Annotated in this window: 11 protein-coding genes and 1 pseudogene; 6 read left to right on the forward strand and 6 right to left on the reverse strand. The window is 73.2% G+C overall.

Features of this window, described 5'->3' with window-relative positions:
- Window position 1 precedes the first annotated feature (1 nt).
- Both ABT369_RS50485 and ABT369_RS50490 read left to right on the forward strand, forming a co-directional pair.
- Window positions 2-3,850, forward strand: coding sequence for a hypothetical protein (locus ABT369_RS50485; RefSeq protein WP_350624542.1), 3,849 nt, complete (start codon window positions 2-4; stop codon window positions 3,848-3,850).
- A 50-nt stretch (window positions 3,851-3,900) separates the two neighbouring features.
- The gene (locus tag ABT369_RS50490) at window positions 3,901-4,248 is read left to right on the forward strand and encodes a group I truncated hemoglobin (protein WP_350624544.1); all 348 of its coding nucleotides are present in this window, start codon (window positions 3,901-3,903) and stop codon (window positions 4,246-4,248) included.
- Window positions 4,249-4,346: 98 nt separating this feature from the next.
- Here ABT369_RS50490 and ABT369_RS50495 read toward each other — a convergent pair whose 3' ends face one another.
- Together ABT369_RS50495 and ABT369_RS50500 are read right to left on the reverse strand one after the other, a co-directional pair.
- A complete protein-coding gene (locus ABT369_RS50495; RefSeq protein WP_350624546.1) occupies window positions 4,347-7,178 on the reverse strand; it encodes a helix-turn-helix transcriptional regulator in 2,832 nt (943 codons plus the stop codon).
- Between the two features lie 356 nt (window positions 7,179-7,534).
- Window positions 7,535-8,506: a DMT family transporter gene (locus tag ABT369_RS50500; protein ID WP_350624548.1), complete on the reverse strand. Its 972-nt coding sequence runs from the start codon at window positions 8,504-8,506 to the stop codon at window positions 7,535-7,537.
- A 73-nt stretch (window positions 8,507-8,579) separates the two neighbouring features.
- Here ABT369_RS50500 and ABT369_RS50505 point away from each other — a divergent pair, with 73 nt between their 5' ends.
- Both ABT369_RS50505 and ABT369_RS50510 read left to right on the forward strand, forming a co-directional pair.
- The gene (locus tag ABT369_RS50505) at window positions 8,580-9,485 is read left to right on the forward strand and encodes a LysR family transcriptional regulator (protein WP_350624550.1); all 906 of its coding nucleotides are present in this window, start codon (window positions 8,580-8,582) and stop codon (window positions 9,483-9,485) included.
- Window positions 9,486-9,622: 137 nt separating this feature from the next.
- The gene (locus tag ABT369_RS50510; protein ID WP_350624552.1) at window positions 9,623-9,880 is read left to right on the forward strand and encodes a hypothetical protein; all 258 of its coding nucleotides are present in this window, start codon (window positions 9,623-9,625) and stop codon (window positions 9,878-9,880) included.
- A gap of 208 nt (window positions 9,881-10,088) precedes the next feature.
- Here ABT369_RS50510 and ABT369_RS50515 read toward each other — a convergent pair whose 3' ends face one another.
- A complete protein-coding gene (locus tag ABT369_RS50515; RefSeq protein ID WP_350624554.1) occupies window positions 10,089-10,538 on the reverse strand; it encodes a MarR family winged helix-turn-helix transcriptional regulator in 450 nt (149 codons plus the stop codon).
- A gap of 85 nt (window positions 10,539-10,623) precedes the next feature.
- On the opposite strand from ABT369_RS50515, the gene ABT369_RS50520 reads away from it, so the two are divergent.
- Window positions 10,624-11,553 (forward strand): quinone oxidoreductase family protein, encoded by a 930-nt coding sequence (locus tag ABT369_RS50520; protein ID WP_350624556.1) that lies wholly within the window; start codon window positions 10,624-10,626, stop codon window positions 11,551-11,553.
- Between the two features lie 17 nt (window positions 11,554-11,570).
- Here the strand turns inward: ABT369_RS50520 and ABT369_RS50525 are convergent.
- Both ABT369_RS50525 and ABT369_RS50530 read right to left on the reverse strand, forming a co-directional pair.
- A pseudogene (locus tag ABT369_RS50525) lies at window positions 11,571-11,708 on the reverse strand (hypothetical protein); the annotation flags it as partial.
- Window positions 11,709-11,987: 279 nt separating this feature from the next.
- Window positions 11,988-15,128 carry an AfsR/SARP family transcriptional regulator gene (locus ABT369_RS50530; RefSeq protein ID WP_350624558.1) on the reverse strand — a complete coding sequence of 1,047 codons (3,141 nt, stop codon included), beginning with the start codon at window positions 15,126-15,128 and terminating at the stop codon, window positions 11,988-11,990.
- A gap of 187 nt (window positions 15,129-15,315) precedes the next feature.
- Here ABT369_RS50530 and ABT369_RS50535 point away from each other — a divergent pair, with 187 nt between their 5' ends.
- Window positions 15,316-15,663, forward strand: coding sequence for a hypothetical protein (locus ABT369_RS50535; protein WP_350624560.1), 348 nt, complete (start codon window positions 15,316-15,318; stop codon window positions 15,661-15,663).
- A 764-nt stretch (window positions 15,664-16,427) separates the two neighbouring features.
- Here ABT369_RS50535 and ABT369_RS50540 read toward each other — a convergent pair.
- Window positions 16,428-17,186: an SDR family oxidoreductase gene (locus ABT369_RS50540; protein WP_350624562.1), complete on the reverse strand. Its 759-nt coding sequence runs from the start codon at window positions 17,184-17,186 to the stop codon at window positions 16,428-16,430.
- Window positions 17,187-17,395: the final 209 nt, after the last annotated feature.

The following is a 17,395-nucleotide window of genomic DNA, read 5'->3' on the forward strand; positions in this document are numbered from 1 at the left end:
CATGCGCAGCCAAGCCGTCGTCTTCACCGCCGTGCCCACGGTGCCGGGCACCCCGGCCGCCCGCACGACCGTCGTCTCGGTCCACGTCGCGCCGCGGCTGCGGACCGACGAGAACCTGCCCCGCCCGTCGCTGTCGATGTTCCCGGACTGGCTCGACTGGCCGGCCCGCCTGGGCAAGATCGACTGGGCGCTGCGGCTGGAGGCCCCGCAGCCGCAGCTCATCCCGGCCACCATGGTGTCCAAGCCGCGCAGCGACCTGTGGAAGGCGCTGCTGCCGGGCACGACCTACGTGCGGCCGCAGGCGTTCAACGATCTGGCGAACCGGAAGATCCGCTCGTACCCGGTCCGCAACGTGACGCAGTTCCTGCTGACCCGCTACCAGCGCCTCGCGGTGACGAACCCGTCCGCCTTCCCGTCGTACACCGAGCTGACCGGGCCGGACCTGCTCGGCCCGATCAGCTACGACCGCGAGACCGGCACCCGCAACGCCGAGCAGATCATCGAGCAGATCCTCAACCAGAACAAGGCGGTCCCGCCCGGCGCGCCCGCCCCCGCCCTGGATTTCTGGCAGCTGCGCCGGTTCCACCGGCCGCGCGGCGAGCAGCTCGTCGAGATCAAGCCGCCGGACCTGGACTTCCACGACATCCTGGCGCTCACCTCGGACTACCCGGAGCTGCAGCGCCTGCTCGGCATCGTCGTGGACCTGCAGATCCCCAGCACCGCGCTGTCGGCCGGGCCCCTGGACGGGCAGCTGTCGGCCGTGCCGTCCTGGTCGCCGTCGATCGCCGCCAGCACCGACCAGCTGCCCAGGGTCCGGGTCCGCATCGCCGCCGGCGCGCTCACCGCCGCGCCGCGCGCCGCCGCCCCGGAGCTGGTCGGCGGGCTGCTGCCGCTGGGCGACACGACCCGCTACGCGGTGATCGGCGTCGACCCGGACGGCGCCGCGGTCAAGGCCCTCGATTTGGCCGTGAACCTCCAGCGCTCGCGCGAGCACGTCTACGCCGGCCAGCCGGACTCGTACTCGCTGCCGAGCCTGCGCACCGGCGGCTTCTCCGTGGCCCGCGTCGGGCGGGCCGCCACCCTCGCCGCCGACCTGCAGCGGGCCAAGCAGATCTACGACGCGGCCGAGGCGAACCAGCCGGTGCTCCTCGACGCCGAGGACCTCGTGCGCGGCTACCGCGTGGACGTGTACGACACCGTGACCAACGCGTGGCATCAGCTCAACGCCCGGCAGGGGAAGTACACCTTCACCGGCACCGGCACCGATCTCGACATCACCGACGAGGGCACGCTCACCCTCGGCACGACCAGCGCCGCCGACGGGTCGTCGCCCGACCTGTACCTGCAGGAGACCATGTTCCGCTGGAACGGCTGGAGCCTCTCCGCGCCCAAGCCCGGCACGGCGATCGACCCGGCCGACAACGTCGACAAGACGCCGGAGAAGAAGCCCAACCCGACGGTGTACCCGCTGCAGGTCAGCTTCCGCGCGGCGCCGGGCACCCTGCCGGCGCTGCGCTTCGGACGCACCTACCGGTTCCGGATGCGGGCGGTGGACATCGCCGGCCGCTCCGTGCGCTTCACCGCGAGCCCGGCCGGTGCCGACCCGGCCACGCTCACCCCGCCGGTACGCTTTGGCCGCTACGAGCCGGTGCAGTCGCCGGTCGTCGCGCTGCGCCGGGCGCGCACCACCGGCGAGGACGTCGGCCGGCTCGTCATCCGCTCCAACTACGACACCCCGGCCAAGAGCGACACCCAGGCCCATCTGGTACCGCCACAGAGCGCACAGATCGTCGCCGAGCAGCACGGCCGCTTCGACAGCGGCGGCGCGCTCGACCCGGCCGCCTGGGCGCAGATCACCTCCCGCGAGGGCGGGTCGCTGGAGGCGTCGAAGCAGGCCAGCCCCGACCCGGGTCGCATCGACCAGGTGCACTTCGACGTCGACCAGCTGGAGCTGCCGTACCTGCCCGACCCGATCGCCCGCGGCGTGGCCGTCCAGGGCCTGCCCGGGCAGGCAGGCGTGTTCAAGGCGAGCTTCGCGCCGAACGCCGGCGACCCCTGGTTCCAGCAGCGGCCGGTCCGGATGAAGGTGCAGGAGGGCGCGCCCGGGGCCGCGTACGACCCGGCCGCCCAGGAGCTGAAGGTGTCGCTGCCCAAGGCGGCCCGGACCGAGCTGCGGGTGAGCTGCTACGTCTACGACGACGACCTGCCGCAGCTGGCGGTCTGGCAGCTCATCGAGGACTCGAAGCCCTCCGCCGGCACCCTGGCCGCCCTGCACCAGGCGGCGGTCGAGGGGCGGCACTGGATGATGACGCCGTACCGCACCCTGACCCTCGTCCACGCGGTGCGCCAGCCGCTGGCCACCCCGGAGTTCGGCGCGTTCCAGCCGCAGCGGGCGGCCGGCAGCACTTTCGCCGCCTACACCGACGTGCTCGACCTGCACCGGGCCAGCACCGCCCGGGTCGACGTCTACGGCGAGTGGACCGAGCAGGTCGACCGCGGGCCGGGCACCCCGGCGCCGGTCAGCCGGACCGTCACCGCGGCCGCGTTCGGCTTCACCGTGACCGACGACCCCGACATGGAGAACTCGCTGCCGATCAGCGCCCGCCACGAGTTCGGCGACACCCGGCACCGCACCGTCACCTACAAAGCGGTCGCCACCTCGGCGTTCACGCACTTCTTCGCGGAGCGCAAGGAAGTGACGCTCGGCGCGGCGAAGGTCGTCCTGGACGTCGACGGCCTCGCCCCCGGCTCGGTGCGGGTCTGCGACGAGCACGGCGAATACGCCGAGGGCCGCGACTACACCGTGGACCTCGACTCCGGCACGCTGGCCCGGACCGACCCGTCCGGCATCCCTCTCGGGCACACCGTGACCGTCGACTACGCGGTGCCGCCGTTCACGCGGGAGACCACGGCGCCGGTGACCCGCAACATCCTGGCCACGGCGAAGCCGGCGGCGCCCGTGGTGGCGTACACGATCCCGCAGTACCGCTGGAACCGCATCGTGGCCGGGGACACGACGACGAGCATCCGCAAGGGCGGGGGCCTGCGCGTGTACCTCGAGCGGCCGTGGTTCACCTCCGGCGACGGGGAGCTGCTCGGCGTCGTCATCGACCGCACGCCCGCCGCGGCCGGCGCCCGCGATCGCATGAAGGCGCTCACCACGCTCGTCGGGGAGGACCCGGTGTACCTCACCGCCGGCAACCTCCCGGCCGGGCCGACCGTCAACTCGTTCCCCAACGCGGTCGTCCAGGGCACCGCGCTGGACCTGGAGGGCGCGCCGGAGCCGGTCGACGTCGCCGGACACGCGGTGGCTTACGACCCCGCCCGCGGGCTGTGGTACTGCGACATCGACGTCAACCTCGGCCCCGGGTACACGCCGTTCGTGCGCCTGGCGCTGGTGCGGTACCAGCCGGATGCCATCCAGGGCTGCAAGCTGTCCGCGCCCGTCGTGCTGGACTTCACCAACCTGGCCCCCGACCGGACCGTCACGGTGCAGCGGGACGCGGCCGGCCCCGGCCAGGCCAAGGTGACGATGACCGGCCCGGCGTTCCAGGCCACCGGCGCGGGCCCCGGCCCCGGCACGGTCGTCGTCACCGCCCAGGTCCGCGACCCCGGCGTCGGCGGCGAGCTCGGCTGGGTCGACGCGGGCGCGGCGGCACCGCCGGTGACCCTGGCCGCTGCCCTGCAGCCGGGTGGCGCGGTCGCCGTGTGGCAGGGCACGGTGCCGACCCCGTCGACCGTCGGCCGGCTGGTGGTCGAGGAGTTCGAGACGCTCACCGCCTCGGTCAACGGCGACGGGTCGGGGCCGGCCAAGCGCCTGGCGTTCACCGACGTCGTGCCGCTGAGCTGACCCGCGGCAGTACAGTTCGTACCGCTGGAACGCGGAAAGGACGGCCGCCGGTGTTGTACGAACAGCTGGGCGGATCCACGGTGATCCGGGCCACGGTCACGGTGCTCTACCAGCGCATCGTGGCCGACCCGGACCTGGCACCGTGGTTCGCCGGCATCGACCTCGGCCGGTTGCGGGCCCACCAGCACGCCTTCCTGGCGGCGGCGCTGGACGGGCCCGCCCTCTACACGGGGCGGGAGCTGGCCGAGGCCCACGCGGGCCGGGCGATCACCGGCGAGGCGTTCGACCGGCTCTGCGAGCACCTGGCCGCCTCGCTGCGCGATCTGGGGGTCGAGCCGGCCGCGGTGAGCGCCGTCGTCGAGCGGATCGAGGCCCTGCGCCCCGCCGTCGTGGACTGACCGCCGACCGGCGCTTGCACGGCTTGGAGCGGCTTTGGTTGTGCGGGCGTCCGGGTGGCTCGTCTTGCGCGGCCGTCTGGCGGTGCGTGGCTTGGCTGTTATGCGGTGCGGCCGAGGGCGCGGTGCAGTTCGTCGCGGCCGGTGATGCCGAGCTTGCCGTAGCCGGCCTGCAGGTGGTTGTTGACCGTGCGCACGGACAGCCGCAGCCGCTGCGCGATGTCCCGGCTCGTCAGCCCGCCCGCGGCCAGGGTGGCGATCTCCCGCTCCCGCTGGGTCAGCGCCTGCGCCGGCTCGGTGAGGGCCAGCGCCGGGGTGGCGGCGCCCTCGCACCGGGCGGCGAGCGCGGTCGCCCGGGCCAGCAGTGCCGCCGCCCGGCGGGCCGAGCCGGCGGCGCGGGCGGCCTGCGCCCCGGCCGCGGCCGCCTCGGCGGCGAACAGCAGGGCGCCCTGCCGCTCGAACCACTCGGCGGCCAGCGTGAGCCCGGCGTCGTCCCGCCGCGCCGCCGCCGTCGCGCAGGCGGCCCGGGAGGCGATGAGCGGGCTGTCGGCCGCCTCGGCCAGCCGGGCCAGGCCGGCCGCGGCCACGCCGGGTTGTCCCAGCCGGGCCGCGTCGTGCAGCAGCGCCGCGGCCGCCGCGACGTGACCCCGCTCGACGGCCGCGTCGGCCGCCCGGACCAGCGTCCCGACCGCCGCGCGGGCGTCGCCGTTGACCGCTTGGCACCACGCCTCCGCCGCGGCCAGCCACGGGTCCCGGGGCTCGGCCGCGCTATCCGGCCCGGCGGCGAGCTGTGCCCAGGCGGCCGCGGCCCCGGCGGCGTCACCGAGCCACGCCGAGGCGACCGTGAGCCCGGCCAGCCCGAGCGGCAGCAGCGTCGGCAGCTCGTGCACCCGCGCGCCGCTGACCACGTCGCGGCACCAGCGCGCGGCGCTACGCGGCCGCCCGGCGAGCAGGAGGTTGCGGGCCAGCCACCACTCGGCCGAGCACACCACCCGCTCGACGCCGTCGTCCACGGCCCGCACGAGCGCGACCCGCGCCACGGCGATGCCCTCGTCGATCCGCCCGGCGTCGGCCAGCACCTCGGCCCGAACCATGAGCGGCCCGGCCCGGTGCGGCTGCCCCGCGAGACCCGCCTCGCCGCCCCCAGGCGCGACGGCGGTATCGGCCGCGGCGAGGGCGTCGGCGCTGTGGCCGGCGGTCGTGTGGGTTGTGGGGGTCGCGTCGCCGCTGGTGAGGGCGACGGCGGTGTCCGCCGCGGCCAGGGCGTCGGTACCGCGGCCGGCCGCCGTGTAGGCCCGGGCCGCCGCCACCGCCCACCGGGCCCGGTCGTCGACGCCGAGCCGGCGGGGTGGCCCGGCCGCGGCCAGCTCGGCCAGGGCTTCGGTGGTCCGGTGCGCGCTGCCCAGCAGGGTCGCGGCGACCGTCACCAGCGCCGGTTCGTGGCCGGGGGCCGCGCGGCGCGCCTCGCGCAGCACCGCGAGCGCGGCGTCGGTGCGCTGGTGCTGGTACGCCAGAACGGCGGCGCGGACCGTGGCGATGCGCACCCGAAGCCGGGCGGAGGCCGGCAGCTCAGCCGCCCGCTGCAGCGTGGCCAGGGCCTCCGCGGGCCGCCCGAGCTCGCGCTGGGCCTCGCCGAGCAGCAGCAGGGCCTCCGGCGCGTCATCGTCGGTGGCGCCGTCCCGGGCGGCGACGAGCCGCTCGACCGTCGCGAAGTCGTGCCCGGCGCGGGCGACCCGCGCGGCGCGCAGCAGCAGCCCCGGGTCTGCGGAGCCGGTCGCGCTCAGCCGCCAGATGGCCACCCGCAGCTGGTCGGCAGGTTCGCCGGCCACCGGTTCGAGCCGGGCGACCTGTTCGAGCAGGAGGTCGGCGGCCCGCAGCCGGGAGAGCCCGGCCGTGATCACCGGCGCGTACTGCGGATGCGCGAGCCGTACGAACAGCCGCTCGCCCATCTCCTCGACGCCGACCAGCCCGGCCTCGTCGAGCCGGGACAGGATCCGCCGGTCGTCGGGGCCGGGCAGCTCGTCGACGGCGAGGCCCTGGCACAGCGCGAGGCGCTGGAGCACGGTCAGCTCCGCCTGGTCCAGCCCGCGCAGCCGGGCGGCGATCAGGTCCCGCAGCGCAGGCGTCCCGCCGGGTGCCGCGCTGAGCCGCCAGACCCCGGCCACCTGGGCGAGGGTCCCCGCGGCGCGGGCGCCGAGCACCAGCTCCCGCAGGAACAGCACGTTGCCACCGCTGGCCCGGTGCAGCTCGGCCGCGCTGCGGGCGGCGACGGGCGCGCCGAGGGCGGCGGCGAGCACCCGGTCGCAGTCGGCCCGGCTGAGCAGCGGTACGTCCACCCGTACGGCCCGATCGCCGCTCCACAGCGCGAGAAAGGCGTCCGGCAGCGGCTCCCCGGCCCGCACGGTGGCCAGCAGATCGGCGAGCCCGGCGTGCAGCAGCTGAGCCACCAGCGCGACCGACGCCGCATCGAGCAGCGGCAGGTTGTCCACGAACAGCAAGAGCCGTCCGCCGGTACCGCGGGCAAGCACGACATCCCGGGCGAGCGCGAAGAGCCGCAGCGGGTCCCGCCCGACCTCACCCAGCGCGGCGCTGCCCCCGGGGCCGCTGCCGAGCAGCGCGACCAGCGCACCGAGCGGGATCTGTGCCAGGCTGGCGCTGGCGGTGACCCGGGCGGTGGGCCGCCCGTTGGCGACCAGCCGCTCGACGCTCTCCTCGGCGAGCCGGCTCTTACCCGCCCCGGCCTCCCCGCACAGCAGGACGGCCGTCGGTGGGCCCCCGAGCGCCGCTGCACCCAGCGCGCTCAAGACCTGATCGAGCAGCCCTTCCCGCGCCGCGAACGGCCATCGCCGCCCCGCTGGCTCTCTGGCCACGGCCTCCGCCACCGCAACAGGATGCCGCCAAGCACGCACTCGCCACAATGCACTTCGAGACATAGCGAGTTCGATCACTACGGCCAGGTGGCGGTGTCCGAGTCGAGGTCCTGGATGAGCACGCACTTGAATGCCGCGGAACGGCTCAGTGGTCAGTCACGTACCCCACCCCTCTGGGCCTGACGCGACGTGAGGGTCAGCCGCTTTCCTTGCGCGGCGCCGGCTCAACAACAGCACGCCGGTCCGCTGCGACGCGTGGACCGGGCCGCGGACGCACGCCGATCCCGAAGTGGAGGCCCGCGGAAGCCCACACCCGAACCCGCGAGGGCGAGCCGCTCGCACTGCGCGCGGGCACACTCCAGCAGGTCGACGCGGGGCTGGAGACCCCCCGCACGGCTGGAGCACGTCGCCTTCGGTGGCTACCTGCCGCTGCGCTGGACGGACGAAGACCTGGAGATGGACGACGAGACCGGTGTCGTCGTGCTCGTCGGGGCCGAGACGACGACCGTGCCCGACGCCGATCTCATGGTCTGACCCATCTGCAGCACCACGGCCGAGGCCAGCACAAGGCCGCCGCCGGCGAGCTGGGCAGACGTCAGCGACTCGCCGAGCACGACGGCCGCCAGGCCCGCGGTCACCACCGGCTCGAACGTCGAGAGGATCGCCGCCGTCGACGGGCCGGTCCGGCGCAGGCCCGCGAAGAACGCGAGCACCGCCATGACGGTGGACACGACCGCGATGCAGCCCAGCCACCACCATCCCACCGGCCGGAAGCCGAGGCCCAGGTCCCCGGTGAGCAGCGCCCGCACGCCGAAGGTGCCGGCCGCGCCGGTCATCACGAGCGTGGTGAGCAGCACGGGCGGCAGCTCGTCCACGACGGTGTCGGCGACGAGGATGTACACCGTGTAGGTGATCGCCGAGCCCAGGCCCAGCAGTGCGCCGAGGGGCCGGAAACCGCCGCCGGCGGCGCCGAGCAGCACGAGCAGCGTGCCGCCGGACGCCGCCACGAGCGCGGCCGTGCGCCTGGACGTCAGGCGGTCCCTTCCCAGCAGTACCGCGCCGACCGTGACGAGCACCGGGTACGTGTACAGGATCAGGGACAGCGGCGCCGCATCCATCACCTCCAGTGCGGCGAAGTAGAACCCGGCCTGCGCCGCGTAGCCGACGGCGCCGAGGCCGAGGGCGATGAGCACGGCGCGGCGGCGCAGCGCCTGGCCTGTGCGGCGGAGGGTGGGGCGCAGCACCAGGAGTACCGCCAGAATCCCCGCGGCCATGGTGAATCGGACCAGCAGTGCCGTGGCCGGGGTGACCCCGGCGGCGTAGGCGAACTTGCCGAAGATGGCCATCGCGCCGAAGCACGCGGCGGAGAGCAGACACAGTGCGGGTCCCACGGCGTCGAGCATGGGCCACCATACTCATCGGGTCCAGTGACGATTCGTGGAGCTGATTCGTTAGATTTTCTGCATGGACCTTCGCCGTCTCCGGTTGCTCCGCGAGTTCGAGGAGCGCGGCACGCTGGGCGCGGTCGCCGCGGCGCTCGGCTACAGCCCTTCCGCGGTCTCCCAGCAGCTGACCCTGCTCGAGAAGGAGACCGGCGCGCGGCTGTTCGAGAAGGCCGGCCGCGGCTTGCGCCTCACCGACGCCGGCCGCCTGCTCGCCGGCCACGCCCGCCTGCTGCTGGCCGCGGCCGAGGCGGCGACGGCCGACCTGGCGGCGCTGAGCGGCGAGGTCCGCGGCACGGTCCGCGCGGGCGGCCTGCAGTCCGCGGCCCGCCGGCTGCTCATCCCGGCCGTGGCCCGGATGCAGGCCGAGCACCCGCGGCTGCGCGTGGAGATCTTCGAGCTGGAACTGGAGCAGTCGCTGCCGGGCCTCCGCCTGGGCACGGTCGATCTGGTGATCGGCGACGAGTACGACGGCCACCCCCGCCCCCGAGCCGAGGGCTTGCGCTTCGAGGTGCTGTACGAGGAGCCGCTCCGACTGGTCCTGCCCGCCGCCCACCCCCTGGCCGTTGCCTCAACCCCGGTCCCGGTGGCCGCCCTGCGCGCCGACGTCTGGACCGCGTCCGCCGAAGGCACCGGCCACCATGCGATGGTGGTCGGCACGTGCCGCGCGCTCGGCGGGTACGAGCCGGACCTCCGCCACCGCTCCAGCGACGCGGACGTCCAACTGGAACTCGTCCGCGCCACCGGCGCCGTCGCGCTGCTGCCGCCGCTGACCATCCCCCGCGACGACGCGGCGATCGCCGTGCGCCCGATCGCCGAGACGGACCTCCGCCGCCGCCTGTTCACCGTCACCCGCGACGGCCCCCGGACGCCCGCCCTGACCGCCTTCCTGGAAGCCGTTCAGACGCAGGCGTTCCGCCTCAGCTGAACCGCGTGATCGACCGACCGCGAGGCGCCGTGTGCGGACCCGCAAAGGGAGAGGTCATCGGCGACTTCTTGACGCGTTCTCCTGGCGGAGCGCACTGATTCGTCGGTGACGTCCCGGCTGGCCCTGGGGGAGATGCGATGAGACCCGAACCGCCCGACTTCCCGGCCGACCGGCTCCTCGCCCGAAAGCAGCAGGTCATGACCGCCTTCCTGGAGATGCCGCCGGACCGCGCGGCACCGGCGCCCCGCCGGCGCCGGGCCCTAGCCCTCGCCGGCGTCGCCGCCACCGCCACCGCCACCGCGCTCATCGTGGCCGGGCTGCCCGTCATCGAGGTCGACACCACGACGACCGAGGACGCGCTGACGGCACAGGTCGCCCAGGCGTTCGGACTGTGAGCTGCGGCCGCCGAACGCCCCTCATGGCCGCAACGGGGGCCGCCCTCGTCCGCGGCAGTCCGCGGCAGTCCGCGGCAGTCCGCGGCAGTCCGCGGCAGGGCAGACAGTCCTGGCGCCGGTCCAGGCCGGCTGCTGCTGTTGCACCTGGGCGCGGAGGCCGAAGAGGTAGCGGCGGCGCTCAGTGCCGCCCCGTACGACGCTGTCATGGTCAGCGCCGCGGGGCCGGGCGTGCCTCGACCGGCAGCGGCGGGGTGACGAGCGGCTCGAGCAGGCCGGCGAGGTCGTCGCGCCGGCCGCGGTCGAGCCGCTCGATGGCGGGGGCCAGGGCGCGGCGGAGCTGCTCCTCGACGCGCTCGGCCAGCTCGTGGCCGGCCGGGGTCATGAAGACGTCGACCACGCGGCCGTCGCCGGGGTTGCGGCCGCGCGCCAGCAGGCCGCGGCGCTCGGCCCGGTCGACGAGGCCGGACAGCGTCGACTTGTCCAGGCCGAGGTGCGCGGCCAGCTCCGTCATCCGGGCCCGGCGGTCGCGCAGGATGCCCAGCACTCGCAGCTGGGTCAGCGACAGGTCGTGCTCGGCCCCGATGCGGGTCAGCGCGCCCATCACCTGGAAGGCGCTGCGGACCAGGCCGTCGATGAGCGCGTCGTCGTCGGACGTCATGCGGCCATCCTAGTTGACATGATTGGTAGTACCAACCATCATTGGAGAATATTGGTAATGCAAACCATCTGCCTTGGAGGGCTCCATGCGCGCCGCCGTCCTCACGTCCCCCGACGCCGTCCCGGTCTACCGCGAGCACCCCGACCCGGGCGCCGGCCGCGACGGCGAGCTGCCGGTCGAGGTCCTCGCGGCCGGCCTGCACCACCTGACCCGATCCCGGGCGACCGGCGCGCACTACTCCAGCGCCGGGCGCTTCCCGCTGGTCCCCGGCGTCGACGGCGTCGTGCGTGACGGCGAGGGCAACCTGCGCTACGCGGTGCTCGACGACACCGTCCTGGGCATGTTCGCCGAGCGCACGCTCATCGACCCGCGCCGCAGCGTCGTCCTGCCCGACGGCGTCGACCCGGTGCGCATCGCCGCCGCGATGAACCCGGCCATGTCCTCCTGGATCGCCCTGCGCCGCCGCATCGGCTTCACCGCCGGGCAACGGGTCCTGGTGCTCGGGGCCACCGGCAACGCCGGGCGGATGGCGGTGCAGATCGCCAAGCTGTCCGGCGCGGCCGAGGTCGTCGCGGCCGGGCGCGACCCGGTCCGCCTGGCCGCGCTGAGCGCCCTCGGCGCGGACGCGACCGTCACCTTCGACGAGCTCGAGCGCGCCGCCGACGTCGACGTCGTCCTGGACTACGTGTGGGGCGAGCCGACAGCCGCCGCCCTGATCCCGATGCTCACCGCCCGGGGCGACCGGAGCGCGCCGCTGACGTGGGTGCAGATCGGCTCGGTCGCCGGCCAGAGCGCGGCCATCCCGTCCGCGGCGCTGCGCTCGGCCCGGCTGCAGATCGTCGGCAGCGGCATCGGCTCGGTCCCGGCCCGCGACATCGTCGCCGAGCTGCCGGCCCTGGCCACCGCGGTGACCGAGGGCGCGATCGAGGTCCGGGCCCGGGCCGTGCCGCTGGCCGAGATCGGGCCGGCGTGGACCGCCGCCGCAACGCCGGACCGGGTCGTGTTCGTGCCCTGACGCTCGCGGGAGGCGTGGGCGTGCACGATCCGCCAGCCGGCGGGCAGGCGCACCCACGTCTGGGACTGGCAGCCCGGGCGCAAGCACGTCTTCGTCAGCACCTGCGACGCGCGGGTCGTCGGGTTCCGGCCCGGCAACGGCCGCCGGGCCAGCATGATCGGCGCGTTGCTGCTCGCCGCCGAAGAGTCCGTCAACCACACGGCTCGCCGTAGGCCAGCTGAACCGTACGAACGGCGGGCTGTGCCGGTGGGCTTCGGCAGGACGCATGGGCACGGTCGGTGCACACCCGCCGGCCGGCGTCATGCGCGCACTGCTGCGGCGGCCGGCTTGACGCCCGCTGCGCCCGGACGGGCCTTGCGTGCCGTCCCCGCCCCGGCGAGCCGCTGGGTGATGTCCGTTGGCAGCAGGATGCCCCGCGGCGAGGCGGAACTCGGTCAGTGGCGGGGTCGCGAACTCGATGCGGTCGCCGGGGCGGAGGGACCTCCAGGTCCGGACGGAGACGTCAAGGGGCTACGCGCGGCCAGGGCGGCGAGATCTGTGCGTACGTTGTTCGCTTCGGGCATGTCGAGATCGGTGTAGAGGGCGAGAGCCGCTGCGAAGTGTTCCTGTGCAAGGGTGGTGTCGCTGAGTGTGTGGTGGGCGCGGGCGAGACCGCGGTGGGCTCGGGCCTGCTGGTCCCGCGCGCCGGTCTCGGTCGAGATGGACAGGGCGTTGCGGTGGTGAACGAGGGCCTCGGACGGTCGGCCGGCGTTGTGGACGGCCTCCCCGAGGCCGTTGAGCGCCCACACCTCGCCGTCCCGTTCACCGATCTCACGGAAGAGGGCCAGGGCCTGCCGGTGATGCTCGGCGGCCTCATCGGCCCGGCCCAGGCGGGTATGGAGATCGCCGAGGCTGTGCTTTGCCCAGGCCTGGCCGCGGGGATTGTTCAGTCCGCGATACAGCGCAAGTGTGTGACTGAACTGTTCCTCGGCGGCTTCGTAGCGGCCTAGGAGCTGCTGCGCGGTGCCGAGGTTGTCCCGTGAGGCGGCTTCGCCGATCACGTCGCCGGCCTCGCGAAACAGCGCCAAGGCACGGCCGTGGTACGCGCTGGCTTCCTCGTAGCGGCCCAGCAGTCGTTCGGTAAAGCCCAGGTTGTCGAGCGCGCGAGCTTCGCCGATCACGTCGCCGGCTTTTCGGAACAGCGCCAGAGCCTGTTCGTTGTGCTCGACGGTCGCCTGGTAGCGACCAAGCCGTTGCTCGACACTGCCGAGATTGCTCAACGCCCGGCCCTCTCCGATCAGATCGCCGGCCTGACGGTGCAGCAGGATCGATCGTCTGAAGTGGTCGGCCGCCGCTGCATAGCGAGCCAGCCGTGCCTCCGTCACGCCGAGATTGAGCAGCGCCTGGGCCTGCGCGACGTGATCGCCGTTACGCTCCGCCACGCCGTTGGCGTGCCGGTGGATGACTAGCGCATCGGTGTAGTAGCCGTTGTCGAGATAGCGGAACAGGGTGTTGGACAGCCGTACGGTATGGTCCGGCCACCCGTGCGCAGCAGTGTAGGCCGTGACCGAGGCGAGGGTGAACCGCTCGCCGTCCAGCCACTTGCGGGCCATGTCCGAATCGGCGAACTCGGGGGTGGGCGTAGCGGGCGGTGGAATTCGGGGGCGGCGATGCGTTTCGGCGGGGTTGAGCACGTCCATCGCGGACGCCGCCGCGGCGAGGTAGTAGTCGAACAGTCGGCCGAGCGAACTCTGCGGCTCCTCGGCGGCGGCGTCCCCGGTGGCCAGGCTGGTGGCGTAGGCGCGCAACAGATCGTGCATGCCGTACCGGCCGGCGTTGGTGGTACGCACGAGGTTGGCACGGGCCAGCACGCCGAGGATACGGCGTGCCTGCGCCAGGGTCGTGTCGGCGAGGGCGGCCGCTGCGTAGACATCGAGGTCGGGGCCGGGATGCAGGCCCAGCAGCGGGAAGGCGCGGGCCGCTGCCGGCGGCAGATGCTGGAACGACCAGGAGAAGACCGCAGCCACCGCAGCGCGCGGGTCGCCGCCGGCGTCCAACAGGTCCAGGCGCTGCTGCCGGTCCGCCAGCTCGGCGACAAGGTCGGCCAGTGGTGTGGCAGAGTGCAAGACGGCGAGTTCGGCGGCGATGCGCAGGGCGAGCGGCAGCCGGACGCACTGGTCCGCGAGAACGGCGGCCGCCGCCGGGGCCGCGTCGACACGAGCCCCGATCAGGCACCGGAGTAGGGCGATCGCGTCGGAGTGCGGCAGCAGCTCCAGGTCGAGCCGGCGGGCGCCATACACGGCGACCAGGCCGGCGAGGCTATCACGGCTGGTGACCAGTACCGCGCAGGAGCCGGTGCCGGGCAGCAGCGGCCGCACCTGCTCGACGGACGAGGCGTTGTCCAGCACGATCAGCATACGGCGGCCGGCGATCTCGGTGCGGTACCGCGACGCGCAGTCCTCCAGGTCCACCGGGATCTCGGCGTTGGGTATCCCGAGCGCGGCCAGGCACCGGACCAGCGCGTCGGCTGCGGTCATCGGCTGATCGGGGTCGTATCCGCGCAGGTTCAGGTACAGCTGACCGTCGGGGAACCGGTCACCGACCCGGTGCGCCCACCGGATGGCCAGGGCGGTCTTGCCTACTCCCGCCGTGCCGGAGATCACCAGGATGGGCACGGCCGTCGGATACCTGTCCCAGTCCGGCGCGCCGGCGTGGGCCAGAACGGCATCGATCTGGCCGAGCTCTTCGTTGCGGCCGGAGAACCCTGCCACATCGGCGGGCAACTGCGCCGGCACTACCCGCCGCGGTGCTGCCGTTTGGGACGCGAGCGTCCGGGTTGACCGGACCTCCAGATCGCCGCGGAGGATCGCCCGGTAGGTCCCCTCCAGATCGGGCCCCGGGTCGACGCCGAGCTCGTCGGCGAGGCGCTGCCGGGTCGCCAGGTAACGGTCCAGCGCATCGGCAGTGCGGCCGACGGCGAACATCGCCCGCATCAGAACCTCGGCCAAGGACTCGACGAGCGGATAGGCGGCTGTCAGCTCCACGAGCGGGCTGATGACGGCGGCCGGGTTGGCGGCCGCCACCTCGGCCCGGGCCCAGGCCGTTATGGCGGCCACATGGTGCTGCAACCAGGTGTCGCGGATACCGAACGCCCATCTTCCGGACAGATCCGCAAGCGGATCTCCACGCCATAACTGCCGGGCCTCGCGCAAGAACCGGACTTCGTCGCGGGGTGAGCAGTCCGGCTCGTTGGCGCGCTCCACGAGGTTGCGGAAGCGGAGTATGTCGACTAGACGCGGATCGATGTCAAGGACATATCCACCGGAACGGTGCACGATTGGCGCGACCACTGTGTCGCCGTGCTGGAGGATGCGGCGCAGGCGAGCGATGAGCACGTGCAGCGTCCGGCGCGCTCCGTTGGGGACCTCGTCCCAGACCCGGTCGATCAGGCTCTCCACCTGTACCGTGCGGCCGGCGTCCAGCGCTAGCGCGGCCAGCACCAGTCTCTGCTGAGGAGGGCCGATGGGCAGGACCCGTGCCTGGACGTGGATCTCCACCGGCCCCAGCAAGCGAATCTCCGTCGGCGTATCGATCATGCTGCTACCGGGCCGCCCATCGACAATTAGGAATTCGTTAAGCATTAACTCTATACCGGCATTCCATCCTCTTGATGTCGACACGTTGACAGCCGTCTCAGCCATCGGGAGAGCTACGCGATTGCGGCCATCGAGCCGGCGCGACGTGTCTGGACGCGGATGCCCGCGTCGAGAATCGGGAGGAACAATGCCTGGAAAACTGGTCAAGTCCCTGGCCGTCGCGGCCGCCGTGGCCGGCATCTCGGTCGCGGTGCCGGCCACGGCGGCCCACGCGGCCAGCGGCTGCACGACGCTGTACGCTGGCGGCGGCGGTACGGCCTCTGTGTGCAAGAGCTGGAACGACCCCGACGGCGACGGCCTGTACTACGGCACGCTCTCGGTGAACAGCGCATCGTCCCGTGTGTACGTCCAAGCCAGCCAGGACGGCCTGGTCTACAACCTGACGGGTCGGGGCGGCACCGGCAGCGGCAGCTACACCGACGTGCACAAGCTTCTGCTGCGTGCATGCAACACCAGCTGCAGCGGCTGGTGGTAACAGCACCGAGTGGCTACTCCGCAACGCCTACCTCGGACCACTGGCGCCGCGCGTCGGACATCGACGGCGGCCCGCTCCACCCAGCCCACGGTGAGACGACCTTGACCCGGCGGTAGGTGTCGCCGATCCGGCTGGTGGCGGACGTGTGGAAGTCCGCCACCAGCTGGCGTGTAACCGCGGCGCGGTGGCCATGGCGTACACCTGCGGCCGACATAGCTGAGCGATTCCCACATTCGTCTATCCACGTACGAGGGCCAACCAGCAGCCGGCAGCCCTGCCGGAGGCGGCGAGGTCGCGTTACGTGACGGCGGTCCCCTCGAGTTCGACCACCACGGTGGATCGCCGGCCGTGTCACCCCGAGCGCCGTGACCCAGGCCATGCGCCGTGCCGCCCGCGTGTTCTGATACCGACGCAGCATGGCCGCAGAGCAAGGTCACTGTCGGGGATCACCGGCTTCGGGTCGACTCGCGATACAAGCGCACGGCACGTACTCGCAACTCGTCGGGGTACTTCTTCGGTGCTGCCACGGATCTTCCTCCCCACGGCCATCAGACCATGATCAAGAAGCTCCATGAAAGCGGGGGTGGCTCAGCCAGGTCGGTCCGTAGCTGCAATGGCTGTGTCCACATGACCGACCGGCCCTGCTCGTGCCACGCCGCGGCGACCCCGGGTGTGCCCACGGCCTGTCCCCGGGCGACCTGTCCGCCATCTCGGTGCTGCTCCGCCAGATCCGCACCCTGGTCCGCACCGCCGCCGCGTAACCGTCAGCGTGGCGCCATACGCAGAGCGCCGTCCATCCGGACGACCTCACCGTTGAGGTAGTCATGCTCGAGGAGGAAGAGCGCAAGATCGGCGTACTCGTCGGGTCGCGCGAGGCGCTGAGGGAAGGGAACGCCGGCGGCGAGCCCCGCGCGGAACTCTTCGGATACGGTCGCCAGCATCGGCGTCTCCACGATCCCGGGTGCGATGGTGTTGACGCGGATTCCATACTGCGCAAGGTCGCGAGCCGCGGGCAGGGTCAAACCCACCACGCCTCCCTTGGAGGACGCGTATGCAGCCTGGCCGACCTGGCCCTCGTATGCCGCGATGCTGGCGGTGTTGACGATCGCACCGCGCTGTCCGTGCTCAAGGGGTTCGGCGGTAGCGATCTGCGCCGCGGCCAGCGCGAGAACGTTGAAGGTCCCGACGAGATTGACCTGGATGACCCGGGCGTAGAGGGCGAGGTCATGGGGTCCCTTCTTGCCCAGGATGCGCATCGAGGGTGCGATGCCGGCGCAGTTGACGGCGGCGCGGAGGGGGAAGTCTGTCGATGCGGCGGTGGCGACAGCGGCAGCGACCTGGTCGGCGTCGGTCACGTCGACCCCCACGTAGGTGACACCGTCGATCTCGGCGGCCCGCTCGATCGCCGAGGGGAGGTCGAAGCCGAACACCTGCACCTTTCGGCTGGCCAGGGCGTGCGCCGTGGCCGCGCCCAGGCCCGAGGCTGCGCCGGTGACGATCGCCGCGGTGTTCTCAAGCCGCACCTTTGGATCTCCTTTCGTCCCTCGTGGACGAGCCGCGTCACGAGTGCTTAACTAGGCTAAGTGTATCCTGGCCACCGTGGCGGGCGATCCCATGGTTGTCAAGGTGCGTGTCGAGTCGGCGGCACCTGCAACCAGATTCGGTGAAGGCGGGCCTTGACAGTGTGTGACGCGCGTCGCAATCATGCGAGTTGCTACATCACGCTAACTAA

This window comes from Dactylosporangium sp. NPDC000244, from assembly GCF_040300725.1.
GTDB lineage: Bacteria > Actinomycetota > Actinomycetes > Mycobacteriales > Micromonosporaceae > Dactylosporangium.